Raw genomic sequence first — 18,363 nt, forward strand, 5'->3', positions numbered from 1 at the left:
TGCCAATGCTAAACAGAATAGCAAGTGCTATATACTGGATCGCGCTCCTCCCACGCACGTTTCCGCCATGGCCGATCCTCTGCCCCTGCCCCTGCCCGATTCCAATGCCGCCTGGCCGCAGGCCAGCGAGCCGCCGCGGCGCAGCCTCGGGCGCATGAACGGCAGCGTTGCCGTGCCCAGCGGCGGGCTCGGCTGGCGCCGCTTCCTGGCCTTCCTGGGGCCGGGTTACATGGTCTCGGTGGGCTACATGGATCCGGGCAACTGGGCCACCGACATCGCCGGCGGCTCGCACTTCGGCTACCTGTTGCTGTCGGTGATCCTGCTGTCGAACCTGATGGCGATCGTGCTGCAGGGCCTGGCGGCGCGGCTGGGCATCGCCACCGGCCGCGACCTGGCGCAGGCCTGCCGCGAGCACTATTCCCGGCCGGTCAACTTCCTGCTGTGGCTGGCCTGCGAGGCGGCGATCGTGGCCTGCGACCTGGCCGAGGTGATCGGCACCGCGATCGCGCTGAAGCTACTGTTCGGCATCCCGCTGACCCTGGGCGCGATCATCACCGCGATCGATGCGCTGCTGGTGCTGTACCTGATGCGGCGCGGCTTCCGCACCCTGGAGGCATTCGTGATCGCGCTGCTGCTGGTGATCTTCGCCTGCTTCGTGGTGCAGATCGCGATGGCCGCGCCGCCGCTGCACGAGGTGCTGGCCGGCTTCATCCCGCGCGCCGAGGTGGTGACCAACCCGGCCGCGCTGTACCTGGCGATCGGCATCATCGGCGCGACGGTGATGCCGCACAACCTGTACCTGCATTCGTCGATCGTGCAGACCCGCGCCTACGAGCGCAGCGACAACGGCCGCCGCTCGGCGCTGCGCTGGGCGCTGGCCGACAGCACCATCGCGTTGAGCCTGGCGCTGTTCGTCAACGCCGCGATCCTGGTGCTGGCCGCCGCGGTGTTCCATGCGCACGGCCGCACCGACGTGGAGGAGATCGAGCAGGCCTACGAGCTGCTGGCGCCGATGCTCGGCGTCGGCGTGGCCTCGACCCTGTTCGCGGTGGCGCTGCTGGCCTCGGGCATCAACTCCACGGTGACCGCGACGCTGGCCGGGCAGATCGTCATGGAAGGCTTCCTGCACCTGCGCATCCCGGCCTGGGCGCGGCGCCTGCTGACCCGTGGCCTGGCGATCGTGCCGGTGGTGGTGGTGACCTGGCTGTACGGTGAGCAGGGCACCGCCAAGCTGCTGGTGCTGAGCCAGGTGCTGCTGTCGATGCAGCTGCCGTTCGCGGTGATCCCGCTGGTGCGCTTCGTCGCCGACAAACGCAAGATGGGCGCACTGGTCGCGCCGCGCTGGCTGATCTGGCTGTCGTGGATCATCGCCGCGCTGATCGTGGCGCTGAACGTGAAGCTGCTCGGCGATACCCTGCTGCACTGAGCCGGCGCAAGAACCCGGGCACCGCGCTGACGCGGCGGCCGGGGCGAGTCGGCGCAGGCGCGCTGGCCGGGCCAACGATGCCTGCGCTTACGAATACAGGGGCGCCGCTTCCGGTTTGTCCTGGGCGCCGGGATTGGCCCGCACCTGCTGCAACGCGGTGGCCAGCTCGTCCAGCCGGTAGGGCTTGGACAGGATCTGCACGCCCTGCGCCTCGGCCGCGGATTTCGCCGCTTCCGCGTAGCCGCTGGTGAGCAGGATCGGCAATTCCTGGCGCCGCAGGCGGATCTCGTGGACCAGCTCCAGGCCGTTCATGCCGCCGGGCATCATGATGTCGGAGAACACGATGTCCACCACGCGCTCGTTGGCCAACGCACCCAGCGCGGCAGCGGCGCTGGCCACGCGGGTGACCTGGTAGCCGAGCTGGCGCAGCATTTCGCCCACCAGGGCGGCGACTTCGTCGTCGTCCTCGACCAGCAGCACGTAGCCGGCGTCGCCCGGGGCGCGGCGCGCCACTTGTTGCAGGTCCACCAGATGCCGTTCGTCCGGCGCCGGCGCGCGGAACGAGCGCGGCAACAGCAGATGGATCGCGGTGCCCTGCCCGGGTTCGCTGTCGATGTGGATGGAGCCGCCGGATTGCTGCACGAACCCGTGCACCTGCGCCAGGCCCAGGCCCGAGCCCTTGCCGATGTCCTTGGTGGTGTAGAACGGTTCGAACACCCGCGCCTTCACTTCCGGCGCCATGCCGACGCCGGTATCGACGATCGACAGGCGGATGAAGTCCGGATCGGTCTTGCCCGCGCCCGGCACGTTCTGCGCCCGCACCACGATCGTGCCGCCATTGGGCATCGCATCGCGCGCGTTGACCGCCAGATTGAGCACCACCAGTTCCAGCTCGCCCGGATCCACTTCGATCGGCCACAGGCCGTCGGCGAAATCGAAATCCACGTGCACGTCGCCGCGCAGGCTGCGGTCCAGCAGTTCGCGCATGCCGCCGATCTGCCGGGTCAGGTCGACCGGCTCCGGCTTGAGCTCCTGCCGCCGCGAGAACGCCAGCAACTGCCGGGTCAGCCCGGCGCCGCGCTGCGCGGCCTTCTGCATGCCATCCATCAGCCGCTTGCGCACGGCCGGATCGGCCTGGGTGTCGAGCATCGCCAGGCCGCCGGAGATCACCATCAGCAAATTGTTGAAATCGTGCGCGACGCCACCGGTCAATTGCCCGATGGCCTCGATCTTCTGCGCGTGGCGCAGGGTTTCCTCGACCCGCGCGCGCTCGTCCATCTGCGTGCGCAGCAGGCGATTGGCCTGCTCCAGCTCGCGCGTGCGCGCCACCACCTGCGCCTCCAGCTTCTGCGCCGCCGACGCCTGTTCGCGCAACAGCGAGCGCACTTCGTATTGACGGGTACGGGCGCGCAGCGCGGCCTTGATGGTGCTGGTCAAGGTGATCGCCTGCACCGGCCGCTCGAGCAGAGCGACGTTGCGCAGCGAGGCCACCAGCTTGCGCCGCCAGGTCACCACGGACGGTTGTTCCTGATGGCTGGTCAGCACCACGAACGGCAGATCAGACCATGGCGGCTGCGCGTCGGCCCAGGCGAACAGCGCGCTCGCATCCTTGCCGAACAGGCCTTCTTCGGCGATGAACACCGCAGCGGCACCGATGTTCAGTTCGCGCACCACGCTGTCCAGGTCGGCGCAGTTGCATGCCACCACGCCGCCACGCCGCAGCAGTTCTACCGACGCATTGCCATCGCGCCCGATCGGAGCGTAGACCAGGACCCGGCTTTCGATGGCGTCACTGCTGCTCATGCGCAGCGGAATCCATGAAAGGCAGATCGTTTCCGCCGTAGCGCGGCGTGCCGCTGAAGATCGCGCTGAACTGTTTGATCGGCGAGCCGATATCCAGGCCGTTGCCGCTGAGCCGGAACTCGCGGATGGTGGTCTCGTGGCTGCCGCTGCGTTTCTTCACCACCGACAGCGCCCGGCGCACCGTGCCGTCCACTTCGAAATAGCGCAGCATCAGCACCGAATCGCTCAGATAGCTGAGGTCCAGCGGGGTTTCCATCGGCCCGACCAGTCCGTGCTGCGCCAGGACCAGGATGGTCAGCACGCCCTGCTGGCCCAGATAGCTGAGCAGTTCGTGCATCTGCAGGATCAGGAAGCGTTCGTCCGGCATCGCGTTGAGATAGCCGTTGAGGCTGTCGATGACGATCACCCGCGCGCCGTCCACTTCCACGCTGCGGCGCACGTTGGCCGCGAACTGGCCCGGCGACATCTCCGCCGGATCGATCTGCTGGAAACGGATCAGGCCGTTGTCGAGCTTTTCGTCGAGCGGCAAGCCCAGCGTGCGAGCGCGCGCCTCGACGGTACTGCGCCCCTCGTCGAAGGCGAAGAACACGCTGTGTTCGCCACGCTCGGCCGCGGCGATGGCATAGGTCAACGCCAGCGAGGACTTGCCCACGCCGGCCGCGCCCAACAGCAAGGCGTTGGTGCCGCGCTCCAGTCCGCCGCCGAGCAGCCGGTCCAGCTCGGCGTTGCCGCTGGGAGCGACCTCCTCGATATGGTGGTGCTTGTATTCCCCCGCGATCAGGCGCGGGTAGATTTCCAGCCCGCCTTTCTCGATGGTGAAGTCGTGATAGCCGCCGCGGAACTGGATGCCGCGCATCTTGACCACGCGCAGGCGCCGGCGTTCGGCGCCGTAGTCGATGGCCAGTTGCTCCAGCAACACCACGCCGTGGGTGATGGAGTGCAACTGCAGATCGTTTTCCTGCGAGGACAGGTCGTCGAGCAGGATCACCGTGCATTGCCGGCTGGCGAAGAAATGCTTCAGCGCCAATACCTGGCGGCGATAGCGCAGCGGGCTCTGCGCGAGCAGGCGCAGTTCGGAGAGACTGTCCAGCACCACCCGCGTGGGATTGAGCTGTTCGACCTTGTCGAAGATCAGCTTGGTGGTCTCGGTCAGCTCCATTTCCGCAGGATGGAACACGGTGAGTTCGCGTTCCGGATCCAGCACGATCTCCGGCGGCACCAGTTCGAACACATCGACCTGGTTCATGCTCCAGCCGTGGCGGGCAGCCACCAGATGCAGTTCGCGCTGGGTTTCGGACAAGGTGATGTACAGCACGCGCTCGCCATGCCGGGCGCCTTCCAGCAGGAACTGCAAGGCGATCGTGGTCTTGCCGGTGCCTGGGCGGCCTTCGTAGAGATAGAGGCGGTTGGGGTCGACGCCACCGCCGAGGATATTGTCCAGGCCCGCACTGCCGGTCGAGATGCGCGGCAGGTCGTCGCCGTGCGCGTGATCGGGTTGCCGGTGGGGGGTCATAGGGGTCCTTGAAGGGTGCGTGTGGATCGAACGTAATGTGTTGCAACTGTCTTGCTAAGGACCGCGCGCAGCAACTCGCATCAGCAGTCTCCCTTTCGCCAGCACGCCTTGCATGGATGCCGCGACCGGCGCCCGCTCACCTGGGCGTGCCGCAACGCTCACGGTTCAGTGACGCCAAAACACACTACGTTCGGCAAAGTGATGTTGTTGTGTAGGCACAGCCTGCGTCCTGCAGGGCGGAGAAACGGGTCGCGAACATGGTCGAGCGACGGCCAGGCCCAATACCACGAATGCCTCGCCGGGTCGCGAAACCGCCTCGCCCGAGCCGGTAGGCGGTTCGCCAAGACCCGGGAAGTCCGGCAAGCGCGGCCCCGCGCTGGCAGCGTTCATGCGTGGCCTTCTGGATCCAGCGTCCCCAGCAGTTCGTGCATGCGATACGGCTTGGACAGGAAACGCGCCGTGGGCGGCAAGGGCGGCAACTGCGACTGCGCATAGCCGGACAGCAGGATCGCCAAGCAGGCCGGATTCATCGCCTGCGCGGTGCGCACGACCTCGATGCCGCTGACGCCGCCAGGCATGCTGATGTCGCTGATCACGCAGTCGAACCGTCCACTGGCCAGTTCCGCCTGCGCCTGGATGCCGTTGACCGCTTCGAGGACGTCGAACCCGGCATCCTTCAGGGCGAGGACCGTCACCATCCGCAGCAGCGCATCGTCCTCGACATAGAGGATCCTTCTCGTGGTCATGGCGTCATCGCAACCGGAATGTACATGGTGACCAGGGTTCCCTGCCCCTGCCCGCTGTCGATGGTCGCGAACCCGCCGGACTGGCCAGCGAAGCCAAACACCTGGCTCAATCCCAGGCCGCTGCCATTGCCGACATCCTTGGTGGTGAAGAACGGCTCCATGGCGCGCAGCCGCACCTCCTCGGACATGCCCGGGCCGTCGTCCTGCACCGCCACGCACACGTAGTCGTGATCGGGCCTGGCTTCCGCGTGCAGGGACAGGCCGGAGCGGCACAGCCGCGTGGAGATCACGATCCGGCCCTGCCGCACCGCGTCGCGCGCGTTCGCGACCAGATTCATCAGCGCCGCTTCGAACTGGCTGGCGTCGACCACGACCGGCGGCAACGCATCGGCGAACGCGAACTCGCAGGTCATGGCATCGCCGGCCACGCGCCGGTACAGCTCGGCGGCCCCGACGATCAGCGCATTGACGTCGTTGGGTTCGGGGACCAGGTCCTGCCCGCGGGCGAAGGCCAGCATCTGCTGCGACAACCTGCTGCCCCGCTCCGCCGCATCGGTCGCCGCCCCGATCAGCAGTTTGCTGCGCGCGTCGTGTTGGGTCTTGGCCAGCAGGTCCAGGCTGCCGACGATGACCGCCAGCAGATTGTTGAAATCGTGGGCGATGCCCAGCGTCAGGCGGCCGATGGCCTGCACCTTCTGCGCCTGCGCCAGGGCGCGTTCGGCCTTGCGCAGGTCTTCCGCGGCATTGAACTGCTCGGTGACATCGCGGGTGACCTTGGCATAGCCGACCAGCGCGCCATCCTTCCAGACCGGATCGATGACCACGCTGGCACGGAACTGCGAACCGTCCTTCCGCACCCGCCAGCCTTCGGCCTCGTAGCGGCCTTCGCGCCTGGCCGCGTCCAGCCCCTTGCGCGGCAGGCCGGCGGCGGCGTCCTGCGGCGTGTAGAACCTGGAAAAGTGCTGGCCAACGATCTCGGCTTCCTCGTAGCCCTTGATGTGGCGGCCGCCGGTGTTCCAGCTGAGGATGAAGCCTTCCGGGTCGAGCATGTAGATCGCGTAGTCAGTCACGCTCTGCAGGAGCAGACGGTCTGCTTCGGTTGCGAGCGGAGTGCGCATTCAAGCCAGGTGAGGCGGTGAAGTCGGCCAAAAATAGCCAGCCAATTGTTAGTTTTTTGTGGACTGCGCGGCCCTCTCGCTGCGTGGCGCCGCGCATCTCGCTGCGGCCCGCAGTTCAGTCGTTGCGCGACCCACACGGCGAGGCTCCGGTGACGCCCGGTCCGGACGTCCGCATCCGGCGGTCGCTGGCGACTGCGACTGCCGCGCGCGTCCAGTCGGATAGCGAATGCCGTGGACCGTCCAAAGCCGGTGCCGCCCTGGGCGGGCTTCAACGCGCGAAACGCCAATCGTCGAAATCGAACAGCGACGGCTCCGCGCCGCCTTTGAACAGCATGTACAGATCGTGCGTGCCGACAGCGCCGGACACGGACGCCGTGCGTTCCTGCCACCGACCCACGGCATCGTTCGCGCCAACCTGCAGCGTGCCGATCAGCGGACCGTCCACGCCGTCGAGCCGCAGTTCGATCGACGACGGCGCAACCGCGTTGGCCACGCTGGCGACAAAGCGCTTGGCGCCCGGCGTGCCGAAGTCGACGCCGGCGACCTTGATGTAGCTGCGGTCGGCGATGCGCGTGACATACACGCCGCTGCGCGCCTCGCCGGCGGTGCTGACGCCCGGCGCCCAGTCGTACGGCCGGTCGCGGTCGCGCTTGAGCCGCGACGTCCACGCGATCGTCTCGGCCTCCACCCGCGTGTACGGATCGACGGTGCCGAGCTGCGCCACCCCTTTGCGGTCCCACCACGGCTGCTTGGGAATGGTGCCGTCGGGCCGGTACTGGAACCTGGTGACGGTGACCGAGCGGCGTTCGTGATGGATCGGCGTCGTTTCGAAGTTGAGCCAGTAGTTGAAGCCGAACAGATAGGAGCCACCCTTGTAGTCGATGATGCCGGGATGGTTGCCGGTGGAGCCCTGGTTCGGATCCATGATCTTGCCCTTGTGCACCCAGGGGCCGGTCGGGCCGTCGCTCATCGCATAGCCGATCCCCTCCGGGCAACAGGTCGATGCGTAGGCCATGTAGTAGTGGCCGCCGCGCTTGTAGAACCACGGCCCCTCCTGGTAGTCCGCCGGCTTGCTCTGCACTTTGGTGATCGGCCCGGAATAGGACACCATGTCCGGGTTGAGCTTGACGTACCACAGGTCCGGGTTGCCCCAGTACAGGTAGGCCTGGCCGTCGTCGTCGATCCACACCGTCGGGTCGAAGAAGCCCTCGGCTGGCGCGATCAGCGGCTTGCCCAGCGCATCGCGGAACGGCCCGTCGGGCGTGTCGGCCACGGCGACCGCGATGACGTTCTTGGGCCAACCGGCCACGCTGATCGGCACATAGAGATAGAACTTGCCGCCGCGCGCGACCACCTGCGGCGCCCAGGCATCGTTGCTCTGCACCGCCCACGGAAAGGTCTTGAGCGAGGCGACCACGCCGCGGTCGGTCCAGTTGACCAGATCGGTGGACCGGTACAGCCGCCAGTCGAGCATCTTGAAGCCGGCGGCATCGTCCTCGTCATGGCTGGTGTAGAGATACAGGACGCCGTCGTGGACCAGCGGCGCCGGATCCGCGGTAAACCGCGTCTGCACGATGGGATTGTCGGCGCGCGCTGCAGCGAGCGGCAGGCCGACGGCGAGGACCAGCGCGGCGAAAATGGCAGGCTTCGACAAGGCTGTACTCCTGCGGACAACGACGACGCGGGATTTCAGAACCGGACCGTGACAGGTTTTCCGGTATAGGAAATACGCTTGGTGACCGGCGCCGGCTCCATGCCGCCGCCGGCGGCGCCGTCCACGAGTACGACGTCGAGCTCGCGCTGCGCGGTCATGCCGGGAAAGCCGCCTCGCCGCGGACCGATGCGCAGCGTTCTGGCCGCATCGTTCCAGATCAGCTCGTAGGTGGCATAGGCGCCCTTTTCATAGGCATAGGTCTCGTTGTCGTCCTCGTACAGGGTGAAGCGCGCGTTCGCGCCCGGATAGACGCGGACTTCGTAGGGCGCCTGCGGCGCCTGCGTGGCGTATTGCACCTGCGGCCCCATCGGCACGATCGATCCGGCCCGCACGTAGAGCGGCAGCAGATCCAGCGGCGCGCGCCGGACGACGTGGCGGCCGCCATCGAAGCGCTGGTTGGTCCAGAAGTCGTACCAGTCCGCGCCCTTGGGCAGATAGGTGTCGACGTTGTCGTCGAGGGCGGCGCGCGGCGCGCTGAGCGCCTGCCGCTCGCTCGGCGTTCTCCACGCCAGGCGCAGCATGCGCTCGGCATCGCCCTGGTAGTACTCGAGCCCGAGCTTGACGACCTGGCCCTTGCGCAGCGCGACCGTCGTCGCCTTGTACCGCGCAGCGCCGGCGTCCCAGTCCTGCACGACGGTCTTGCCGTCGAGCATCAGCCGGAAGCCGTCGTCGCCCTCGACCCCGATCTCGTATTCCCCTTCTTCAGGCGCGGTCAGCGTGCCCTGCCAACGTGCGGAGAAGTGCATCAGGCCGGAAAGGCCGGCCGGCACCTCGGCCAGCGGCGGATCGGGCCAGGTGTGGTCCACCTTCGGATCGACGAAGCGGCTCCTGGGCGTCTGGAAATGCTCGCCTTCGAAATACTGGCCGGCCAGGCCCGGCCTCCCGTCCGGCGTGCGCAGCACCTCGCCCGGGATGGTCGTCGCCGGCGGCGGTTCGACGTGGTACATCGCCCGCGTCACCGGATGGACGAGGAACGCGTTGCCGAACATGAAGGTATCGTCGATGGCGTCGGTGGCGCGATCGTCGGGGAAATCCATCATCAGCGGCCGCATCAGCGTGTAGCCGTCCGCGGTCACCTTCCAGCTGAGGCTGTAGATGTAGGGCAGCATGCGATAGCGCAGCTGCGTGCTCTTGAGCAGCGAGGCATAGACCGCCGGGTCCATCGACTTGAACCGGTACGGCTCGCGCTCGACGTTGGTGCCGTGGATCCGCATGAGCGGATTGAACGCCGAGAACTGCAGCCAGCGCGCATAGAGTTCGCGCCAGGCCGGATTGTTTTCGCCGCCGGGGAAATCGGCGACGAAGAAGCCGCCCGTGTCCTGGGTCCAGTAGGGATTGCCGGTCACCGTCACATTGACGCCTTCGGCGACCTGCTGTTTCAGCGTCTTCCAACTGGCGTAGATGTCGCCGCTCCAGGACGCCGCCGCAGTGCGCTGCGCGCCCGCCCACGCCGAACGGGTCAGCGTGAACACGCGCTTGTCGCTGGTGGCGCGCTGCCCGTCGTACGTGCCCTGCGTGGTGAGCAGCGAGTAAGGATTGAGATACCGCGTGAAGTCGCCCAGCGCGTTGGAGCCCAGCGCCTTGGTGTCGCGGATATTGTCCTGCGTGTTCCACATGGCGCTGCTGACTTCGATCTCGGTGCCGTCCATCCACAGCGCATCGACGCCCTTGTCGAGCAGGCCCGACTTGATGTGCTTGAAGTAGATCTGCCGCCCCAGCGGACTGTAGGCGTCGTACACACGCGCGTGTTTGGAGATCCAGTGCAGCGGCGCGAAACGCAACTGGTGCTGGTCCAGTTCGTGGGCCAGCGCGGTATCGTCGCCGACCGAGGGCCAGATCGACACCATCAGCTTCATGTGCAGGTCGTGCACCTGGCGCGCCATGCCGGCAGGATCGGGATAGCGGACCGGATCCCAGGTCATGCCGCTCCAGCTGCCGTCCTTGTCCGATCCCCAGTACTGCCAGTCCTGCACGATGTAGTCGAGCGGAAATCCGTCGTTGCGGAAGCTGCGGGCGACGTCGAGCAGCTGTTCCTGGGTCTTGTAGCGTTCCTTGCTCATGAACAGGCCGAACGCCTGCTTGGGATACATCGGCGCCTGCCCGGTCAGCGCCCGGTAGGCCGCGACCACCGCATCCGGGGTATCGCCGCCCATGAAGTAGTAATCGACGCCGCCGGGCGCGCTTTCGGCCCACATCGAGGCGCCGTCCGCATCGTCCTTGAAGCGCATCTGCGAGTACGTGTCCCACAGGATCCCGTAGCGGCGCGAGGACATCAGCACGGGGATGACGATGCCCACGTTGGTCTGCACCAGCAGCAGTTCCTTGCCGCGCCGATTGCTGCTCTGCTCGCCGAGGAAACCCAGGCCATAGATCGCTTCGTCCGGGCGCAAGGTCAACCTGTTGGCCGCCTCGAACGTCGGCGCGCCCGACACGACCACCTTCTTCAACGTCTGCGGCGCGTCGCTGTCTTCTTCCGTATAGAGCTTACCCGCAGCGTCGAGGAAACGCACCGCGCCGGTCCTCTTGCTGATTTCAACGCGCAATGCGGCGCTTTTGAGCGTCAGCGTGTCCTCGGTCTCGCCGGTGGCGAAGGCGATGGGTTGCGGCGTGCCGATCACCGCCAGGCTGGGGGCGGTCCAGTAGTTCTCTCCCAGGTTCGCATTCACGCGAACGGTCTGCGGTCCGTAGAAGATCACGTTCTTGGCGATCTGGCCGATGCGGACCTGGACGCCTTGCTGCAGCCGCGTGTACGCGAACGACTCGTCGCGTCCGGTCGCGACAGCACGCAGGTGTCCGCGCGCATCCAGGCCGGTCTCCGCCGCGCTTGCAGCCTGCTTCGTACCGGCAGCGAACGATGCCGGAATGGATGCCGAAAGCCCGAAGGCCAGGAACGCCGCCGCCACAACCCTCTGTCGCCCCATCCGCATGTGCCGCTCCCTCGTCGCCCGTCGCGGGCGCATGGCGTTCGCTTTCCGAAAAAAGTGTACGCCTTGCGCTCGCGCGATCAACCGAAGGTTGCAACTGCATCCATGCGGGCTCGGCATATGGGATCGCATCGGTCTGCGGCGGCACCATGCCTGCGATCTACCCCGACGGCATGACCGTCAAGCAGTCATTCGCGCCTCACGATCCACGAGCCGCCAGCGCGTCGGAAGAAAGCGGCTGCCAGCCGCCACCGAGCGCCCGGAACGCGGCGACGGCGGCTCGCGCCGATTCGGTCTGCGCCTGCGCTCTCGCGTCGGACGCGTTCAACAGCGATGCGTCGGCATGCAGCACGTCGATCAGGCTCGCGGTCCCGCGCTGGTATGCGGTAAACGCCAATTCCCTGGCCCGAGTCAGCGATGCCTCGCCCTGCTTCAACAGCGTGGCCTGGTCCCGACGGTTGACCAATGCCGAAAAGGCGTTCTCGACATCCTCGGTCGCGCGCAGAACCGCCTGGCGATAGGCGGCCAAGGCCTCGGCATCCTGACCCTTGGCCAGATCGATCTGCGCATTGATACGGCCGAAATCGAAAAGCCGCCAGCGCAGTCCCAACACGCCTGCCGCCTGGCTCGCGCCGCTGGTGAACAGGTTGCCGCTGGATACCGCGGTGGCGCTTCCCAGCAAGCCACTCAACGAGAACTTCGGGTAGTACTCCGCGACCGCCTCGCCGATGCGGGCATTGGCCGCCGCAAGCCGGCGTTCTGCGACAACGAGGTCGGGGCGACGTTGCAGCAGGTCGGCCGGGGAACCCATCCCGGCGATTCCCGGCGTCGCCGGAATCGGTGCGGCGGCTTCGAGTTCGTCCCGATGCGTTCCGGGCGGGACACCCAGCATCACATCCAAGGCGTTCATCGCCGCATCCAGGCCCGTCTGCAGGCCGGGAACCGTCGCCTGCACCTGCGACAGCGTGCCTTCCGTCTGTCGCACTTCGTACTCGGCAGCCAGTCCCTTTTTGTACAGAAGGCCCACTTTCGCCAGCAGGTCCTGCTGGGCCCTGACTTGGCGCCGGGCGATGTCGAGGCGCGTCTGCAGGCCGCGGATGGTGATATAGATGTCGGCGGTCTGTGCGGCTACCGCCAGCCGCACTGCCCCGGCACCGGCTTGCGAGGCTTGATAGTCGGCCAATGCCGCCTCACGACCACGCCGCAGACCGCCGAACACGTCCGCTTCCCAGCCTGCCTCCAAGTCCAACTCGTAGGCGCTTCCCCACCGGTCGTATCCGGGCGCGGCATCGAGCACCTGCCCCAACGGGGTTTCTATCGACTGGCGGGCGCGCGCGGCCGAACCGCTGACGGCTGCCGACGGCAGCAGGGCCGCATTGGCCGCACCAAGCCCGGCGCGTGCCTGGGCGACGCGCGCGGCCGCCTGCGCCAGGTCCAGGTTCTGCTCGAGCGCCAACGCCACCAGCCGCGTCAGCAGCGGATCGTCGAAGCCTTGCCACCACGCCGCCAGTTCGATCGCGGACGGGCCGCCATCCTGCCCGGCCTGTGTCTGCCCGAGGTAGTGGCTGGGCAGCGGCGCCTCGGGTCGGCGGTAGTCGGGGCCTACCGCGCAGCCCGCCGTCACGCTGGCGCAGAGCAGAAGGACGAGAGAGCGAGGGAGCTGCATGGCGATCCTGAAAGCTGGCTTGTTGTGACCATATTACGAAATGGTCACTCTTTGTCAATCCACAGGCCGCACGGTACCCTGTGGCAATGACCAAGACCCCTTCCCCCGCGCCCCAACCCAGGGGACCGTCGGATCACGATGTCCGCGACCAGATCGTCGAGGCGGCAACCGAATATTTCGGCCTGTACGGCTACGAGAAGACGACCGTTTCCGACCTGGCCAAAGCGATCGGCTTCTCCAAGGCCTACATCTACAAGTTCTTCGATTCCAAGCAGGCGATCGGCGAGGTCATCTGCTCCAACCGCCTCAGCGCGATCATGGCCGCGGTCGACGCGGCCGTGGCCGGCGCCCCTTCCGCCCCCGAGCGCCTGCGGCGCGTTTTCAAGGCCTTGGTGGAGGCCGGCAGCGCGCTGTTTTTCGACGATCGCAAGCTCTACGACATCGCCAGGACCTCGGCCGCCGAATCCTGGCCCTCCGCCCGCGCCTACGAAGAGCACGTCAAGGCCCTGGTCCTGCAGATCGTGCGCGACGGTCGCGAAGCGGGCGAATTCGAGCGCAAGACCCCGCTGGACGAGACAGCCAATGCCATCTATCTGGTCATGCGCCCGTTCATCAATCCGCTGTTGCTGCAGCACAACCTGGACAACGCCGCCGAGGCGACAGGCCAGCTGTCCGGCCTGATCCTGCGCAGCCTGTCGCCCTGAGTCCTTCGTTGTGACTATTGACCATTTTGGTCACAAGTATAGAATGGGTGCCCTATCCCGTCAGGAAGGGTTCCCATGTTTCGGCGCCAGTGTGTCCCGTATGCCATTTGCCTATTAACTCTTGTCCTAGCGGCATGCGGCGACAAACATGCCGCCGATCCGCGCACGGAAGCGCCGCTGGTCAGAGTCGGAGCCGTGCAGGGCGGCGCCGACGCACCGCGGTCGTTCACCGGCGTCGTCGCGGCTCGAATCCAAAGCGATCTGGCGTTTCGCGTGCCGGGTAAGGTGCTCGAGCGCCTGGTCGATACCGGGCAGACTGTCAAACGCGGCCAGGCGCTCATGCGCATGGACCCGATCGACCTGGGCCTGCAGGCACAGGCGCAGCAGGAAACGGTCGCCGCAGCGCGGGCGCGCGCCACGCAGACCGCCGACGAGGCGGCGCGCTATCGCGACCTGGTTGCCGAAGGGGCCGTCTCGGTATCCGCCTACGATCAGATCAAGGCCGCCGCCGACACGGCGCGGGCGCAACTCAAGGCGGCCGAGGCGCAAGCCGGCGTCGCCAGGAACGCGTCGGGCTACGCCGTCCTGCTCGCCGACGCCGATGGCGTGATCGTGGACACGCTGGCCGAGCCGGGGCAAGTGGTCGGCGCCGGGCAGCCGGTCATGCGCCTGGCGCATGCGGGCCAGCGCGAAGCCATCGTGCAACTGCCCGAGACGCTGCGGCCGGCTGCGGGTTCGCTGGCGCATGCCAGGCTGTACGGCGATCGCCAGGCCGCGATGCCGGCGACCTTGCGGCAGCTGTCCGATGCGGCTGACCGGCTGACCCGCACCTACGAGGCCAGGTACGTGCTCGACGGCGCGTTGGCCCGCGCGCCGCTGGGCGCCACCGTCACCGTCGAGATCCCGACCGGCACGGACGCCGCCGCTTCGCTGCAAGTCCCGATCGGCGCCGTGTTCGATCCGGGCAAGGGCCCGGGCGTGTGGGCCGTCGAGGGCAAGCCTGCCAAGGCTGTCTGGCGCTCGGTCCAGGTGCTTGGCTTGACCGACGAGGTAGCGCAGGTGAAGGGCAATCTCGAGGCTGGCGACCAGGTGGTGTCGCTGGGCGCGCATCTGCTTCGCGAAGGCCAGTTGGTCAGGCCGATCGGCCAGGGCCAGGCGCTGGCCGGCGGAGCGCGTCCATGAGCGAGGGGCGTTTCAATCTGTCGGCGCTGGCGGTGCGCGAGCGTTCGATCACGCTGTTCCTGATCTTCCTGATCTCCGTCGCCGGTGTTCTCGCGTTCTTCCAGCTCGGACGCGCGGAAGATCCGCCGTTCACGATCAAGCAGATGACGGTCGTCACCGCCTGGCCGGGCGCGACCGCGCAGGAGATGCAGGACCAGGTCGCCGAACCGCTGGAAAAACGCCTGCAGGAACTGCGCTGGTACGACCGCGCGGAAACCTATACGCGCCCCGGCCTGGCCTTCACCATGATTTCGCTGCTCGATAGCACCCCGCCTGCGCAGGTGCAGGAGGAGTTCTATCAGGCCCGCAAGAAACTCGGCGACGAGGCCAGGAAACTGCCGGCCGGCGTCATCGGCCCGATGCTCAACGACGAGTACGCGGACGTGACCTTCGCGCTGTTCGCGCTCAAGGCCAAGGGCGAACCGCAACGGCTGCTGGTGCGCGACGCCGAGACGCTGCGCCAGCAATTGCTGCACGTTCCGGGCGTGAAGAAGGTCAACATCATCGGGGAGCAGCCCGAGCGCATCTTCGTCTCCTTCTCCCACGACCGCCTGGCCACGCTGGGCGTCGCGCCGCAGGACATCTTCGCCGCGCTCAACAGCCAGAACGTGCTGACCCCCGCCGGCTCCATCGAGACCAAGGGACCGCAGGTGTTCCTGCGCGTCGATGGCGCATTCGACAGCCTGGAGAAGATCCGGCAGACCCCGATCGTCGCGCAGGGACGGACGCTGAAGCTGTCGGATGTGGCGACCGTGGAACGTGGCTACGAGGATCCCGCCACCTTCCTGGTCCGCAACAACGGCGAACCGGCGCTGCTGCTGGGCGTGGTGATGCGCGACGACTGGAACGGCCTGGAGCTGGGCAAGGCGCTGGAGGCGGAAGTGACCAAGGTCAACGCCGGGCTGCCGCTGGGCATGACGCTGAGCAAGGTGACCGACCAGGCCGTCAACATCGATTCTGCGGTCGACGAGTTCATGGTCAAGTTCTTCGTCGCCCTGCTGGTGGTGATGGTGGTGTGCTTCGTCAGCATGGGCTGGCGTGTCGGCCTCGTGGTCGCCGCGGCGGTGCCGCTGACGCTGGCGGCGGTGTTCGTGGTCATGGCCGCGAGCGGCAAGAACTTCGACCGCATCACGCTCGGCTCGCTGATCCTGGCGCTGGGCCTGCTGGTGGACGACGCCATCATCGCCATCGAGATGATGGTGGTGAAGATGGAGGAAGGCTACAGCCGCGTCGCCGCCTCGGCCTATGCCTGGAGCCATACGGCGGCGCCCATGCTGTCCGGCACGCTGGTCACGGCCGTGGGCTTCATGCCCAACGGATTCGCGCGCTCCACGGCCGGCGAATACACCAGCAACATGTTCTGGATCGTCGGCATCGCCCTGATCGCGTCCTGGGTCGTCGCGGTGGCGTTCACTCCCTACCTGGGCGTGAAGCTGCTGCCGGACATCAAGAAGATCGAAGGCGGCCACGCAGCCATCTACGACACCCGCCACTACAACCGCTTCCGGCAAGTGCTCGGGCGCGTCATCGCGCGCAAATGGCTGGTCGCCGGCGCGGTACTTGGGCTGTTCGCGCTGTCCGTCGTCGGCATGGGCGTGGTCAACAAGCAGTTCTTCCCGACCTCCGACCGGCCCGAGGTGCTGGTCGAGGTGCAGATGCCCTACGGCACCTCGATCGAGCAGACCAGTGCGGCGACGGCGAAGGTCGAAGCCTGGCTGGCGAAACAGAAGGAGGCGCGGATCGTGACTTCCTACATCGGCCAGGGCGCGCCACGGTTCTTCCTGGCGATGTCGCCCGAACTGCCCGATCCGTCGTTCGCCAAGATCGTGGTCCTTGCGGGCGACGACAAGGAACGCGAAGCGCTCAAGTTCAGGCTGCGCCGGGCAGTGGCCGACGGCTTGGCGCCGGAGGCGCAGGTGCGCGCCACCCAGATCGTGTTCGGCCCGCCTTCGCCGTTTCCGGTGGCGTATCGCGTCATGGGTCCCGACCCGGACGTGCTGCGCAAGATCGCAGGCGATGTCGCCGATGTCATGCATGCCAGCCCGATGATGCGCACGGTCAACACGGATTGGGGACCGCGCGTCCCCACGCTGCGCTTCACGCTCGACCAGGACCGGCTCCAGGCCGTCGGGCTGACCTCCAGCGCCGTGGCCTCGCAGCTGCAGTTCCTGTTGAGCGGCGTGCCCCTGACCGAGGTGCGCGAGGACATCCGTTCGGTGCAGGTGCTGGGACGCGCGGCCGGCGAGATCCGTTTCGATCCTGCGAAGATCGCCGGCTTCACGCTGGTCGGAGCGGCGGGACAGCGCATTCCGCTGTCCCAGGCCGGCACCGTCGATGTGCGCATGGAGGATCCCATCCTGCGCCGCCGCGATCGCACGCCGACCATCACGGTCCGCGGCGACATCGCCGAAGGCCTGCAGCCCCCGGACGTTTCCACCGCCATCCTGGCCCAGCTGCAGCCGATCATCGGCGCGCTTCCGCCCGGCTACCGGATCGAACAGGCGGGCTCGATCGAGGAGGCCGGCAAGGCTACCAAGGCGATGCTGCCGCTGTTCCCGATCATGGTCGCGCTCACCCTGCTCATCATCATCCTGCAGGTGCGCTCGATCGCGGCGATGGTCATGGTGTTCGCCACCAGTCCGCTCGGCCTGATCGGCGTCGCGCCGACGCTGCTCGTGTTCCAGCAGCCCTTCGGCATCAATGCCCTGGTCGGCCTGATCGCGCTGTCGGGGATCCTGATGCGCAACACGCTGATCCTGATCGGGCAGATCCACCACAACGAACGCGAAGGGCTGAGCCCGTTCGACGCGGTCGTCGAAGCCACCGTGCAGCGGGCGCGGCCGGTGATCCTGACCGCCCTGGCCGCGATCCTGGCATTCATCCCGCTGACCCACTCGGTGTTCTGGGGCACCCTCGCCTACACGCTGATCGGCGGCACCTTCGCCGGGACGATCCTGACCCTGGTGTTCCTGCCGGCGATGTATTCCATCTGGTTCCGGATCAGGCCGGAACCTTCGCGCTGATCAAGGCTTCACGAACCGATAGGCGAAGCGATGCCGCAGCCGCTCGTAGACGGCTCGATTGAAGCGGGCCGCAGTCGCGCCCCTGGCCTGGATCAGCGCGGTATGGAGATCGGGGTAGAACAGGTGCAGCCACAGCACATCCGCTGGCTGCATGGTCTCCGGCATCGCCACGAGATCCGCCGAGACGACTTCGACGTTGTCTCGGCCTGGCTCCTTGGCAAGGGTACGTTGCGCTACCCGCCCTGGAGCGGATCGCGGGGCAACCGGATCGACCGCGGACGCTGCTGGCGCCGCGTCAAAAATGATCCAGCCTCCGCTGCTTGTCGCCAGCGCTACCGCCGCCCTGCCCTGCTGACCGGCGATCGGGTCGCGGCTTTTGTATCGACAAATGTCGGCCACGCACCCGGTCAGGACCGCCGCTTGGCACGTTCATATATTATGGTCATCATATAAGCAGGAAAGACGATGCGCCCCGCAGACGTCAATCTTGCTGAAGCCGTCCGCG

The 18,363-nt window shown here is 67.1% G+C and carries 12 protein-coding genes; 4 read left to right on the plus strand and 8 right to left on the minus strand.

Features of this window, described 5'->3' with window-relative positions; genetic code table 11:
* Positions 1-67: 67 nt before the first annotated feature.
* Entirely contained in the window at positions 68-1,426 is a 1,359-nt protein-coding gene (locus HDC36_RS04825) for an Nramp family divalent metal transporter (RefSeq protein ID WP_304951823.1), read from the plus strand.
* 87 nt (positions 1,427-1,513) lie between these two features.
* Here the strand turns inward: HDC36_RS04825 and HDC36_RS04830 are convergent, their stop codons facing one another.
* From HDC36_RS04830 to HDC36_RS04860, 7 genes are all read right to left on the minus strand, one after another.
* Positions 1,514-3,229 (minus strand): ATP-binding protein, encoded by a 1,716-nt coding sequence (locus tag HDC36_RS04830; RefSeq protein ID WP_179564892.1) that lies wholly within the window; start codon positions 3,227-3,229, stop codon positions 1,514-1,516.
* Entirely contained in the window at positions 3,216-4,742 is a 1,527-nt protein-coding gene (locus HDC36_RS04835) for an ATPase domain-containing protein (RefSeq protein WP_179564894.1), read from the minus strand. The genes HDC36_RS04830 and HDC36_RS04835 overlap by 14 nt, the downstream gene beginning before the upstream one ends.
* A gap of 386 nt (positions 4,743-5,128) precedes the next feature.
* Positions 5,129-5,488, minus strand: a complete 360-nt coding sequence (locus HDC36_RS04840; RefSeq protein WP_179564896.1) for a response regulator — start codon at positions 5,486-5,488, stop codon at positions 5,129-5,131.
* Positions 5,485-6,606 carry a PAS domain-containing sensor histidine kinase gene (locus HDC36_RS04845; protein ID WP_179564898.1) on the minus strand — a complete coding sequence of 374 codons (1,122 nt, stop codon included), beginning with the start codon at positions 6,604-6,606 and terminating at the stop codon, positions 5,485-5,487. The genes HDC36_RS04840 and HDC36_RS04845 overlap by 4 nt, the downstream gene beginning before the upstream one ends.
* A gap of 268 nt (positions 6,607-6,874) precedes the next feature.
* Complete coding sequence (locus HDC36_RS04850; RefSeq protein WP_218847998.1) at positions 6,875-8,260, minus strand: glycoside hydrolase family 43 protein; 1,386 nt, start codon at positions 8,258-8,260, stop codon at positions 6,875-6,877.
* A gap of 35 nt (positions 8,261-8,295) precedes the next feature.
* Positions 8,296-11,280, minus strand: coding sequence for a TIM-barrel domain-containing protein (locus HDC36_RS04855; RefSeq protein ID WP_343204315.1), 2,985 nt, complete (start codon positions 11,278-11,280; stop codon positions 8,296-8,298).
* Positions 11,281-11,443: 163 nt separating this feature from the next.
* Positions 11,444-12,910, minus strand: coding sequence for a TolC family protein (locus tag HDC36_RS04860; RefSeq protein WP_179564900.1), 1,467 nt, complete (start codon positions 12,908-12,910; stop codon positions 11,444-11,446).
* Between the two features lie 86 nt (positions 12,911-12,996).
* Here HDC36_RS04860 and HDC36_RS04865 point away from each other — a divergent pair, with 86 nt between their 5' ends.
* The 3 genes from HDC36_RS04865 (at position 12,997) to HDC36_RS04875 (ending at position 17,858) form a co-directional block, all read left to right on the plus strand.
* Positions 12,997-13,614, plus strand: a complete 618-nt coding sequence (locus tag HDC36_RS04865; protein ID WP_179564902.1) for a TetR/AcrR family transcriptional regulator — start codon at positions 12,997-12,999, stop codon at positions 13,612-13,614.
* A 75-nt stretch (positions 13,615-13,689) separates the two neighbouring features.
* Complete coding sequence (locus HDC36_RS04870) at positions 13,690-14,796, plus strand: efflux RND transporter periplasmic adaptor subunit (RefSeq protein WP_179564904.1); 1,107 nt, start codon at positions 13,690-13,692, stop codon at positions 14,794-14,796.
* Entirely contained in the window at positions 14,793-17,858 is a 3,066-nt protein-coding gene (locus HDC36_RS04875; protein ID WP_179564906.1) for an efflux RND transporter permease subunit, read from the plus strand. The genes HDC36_RS04870 and HDC36_RS04875 overlap by 4 nt, the downstream gene beginning before the upstream one ends.
* Here HDC36_RS04875 and HDC36_RS23445 read toward each other — a convergent pair whose 3' ends face one another.
* Positions 17,859-18,257: a hypothetical protein gene (locus HDC36_RS23445; protein ID WP_255432590.1), complete on the minus strand. Its 399-nt coding sequence runs from the start codon at positions 18,255-18,257 to the stop codon at positions 17,859-17,861. It lies immediately after the preceding gene.
* Positions 18,258-18,363: the final 106 nt, after the last annotated feature.

It is taken from the genome of Xanthomonas sp. JAI131, from assembly GCF_013410075.1.
In the GTDB taxonomy this organism is placed as follows: domain Bacteria; phylum Pseudomonadota; class Gammaproteobacteria; order Xanthomonadales; family Xanthomonadaceae; genus Xanthomonas_A; species Xanthomonas_A bonasiae.